Below are 859 nucleotides of genomic sequence, written 5' to 3' on the forward strand. Positions count from 1 at the left end.
TTATCTATATTCAAATCACTTGTTTTCACACGCTCAAACTCAACACGATATTTGATTGTCTCGTTAATTTTCCCATCTACACCAACGCCAAAAAATGCATCATTACCATCGATACTTTCGCTTCCGCTATACCCTTGAATAGTTGCTTTGAAATCCCAATAATGCCAACCCAACTTCACAAAAGGTGAATAGTTCCCTTGCGGATTAAAATGGTAAAGTCCAGCCACACCAATACTCTTTCCAGCCATTCCACCCATAACCAATGTATTGGTTGCATCTAAGAGCACTTCATTCTCGTCTTTAGAAAAATTAGTATATTGTCCTTCAATCGACCAGTTGCTGTTCAAACGCGTTCCAATCAATGCTTTCCAATTATTTTTTTTGTAGTCAAAAGTATCACCTTCATCAGTATCGCTAAATTTTGTTTGAACCATGCCTAAACCAAAATACATTCCCTTGTTTTCTTCTGCATAGGTCGATGTAGCGACCAAAACCGACAATGCAATTACTTTTAATTGTGTTTTCATTTTATTACCCTTTGTTGTTAACTAGTAGTAAGTAGTAACTAGTTTTCGAGTGCAAATTATACCCCAAATCCAAAAATAGAACCACCCATTCAATATCATGGCAAATATTGAATGGTAGCATACATAGCAAAACTCGAAAATCCTTCTACTAAAGCATTTTCATTTTTGTGCCTTTCTTTAATAAAGAAAGAGAATTAGGGTTAAAAAATGTAGTCTTATTCTGACTGTGTAAAAGTCTAAGTTATCTACGCTCGACTAAACCCTTTAGGATCAGTTCGGGCGAGCGTGGATAACTTCTCTTTGACTTTTGCACGCTCAGAAATAAGACGGGT

At 36.2% G+C, this 859-nt stretch carries 1 protein-coding gene; it reads right to left on the reverse strand.

The window, feature by feature from the left end:
• Positions 1-527: porin family protein (locus BAZSYMA_RS09575; RefSeq protein ID WP_090718569.1), on the reverse strand; the 527-nt coding region annotated here is incomplete at its 3' end.
• Positions 528-859 lie beyond the last annotated feature (332 nt).

The organism is Bathymodiolus azoricus thioautotrophic gill symbiont (assembly GCF_001298715.1).
Taxonomy (GTDB): Bacteria; Pseudomonadota; Gammaproteobacteria; order PS1; family Pseudothioglobaceae; genus Thiodubiliella.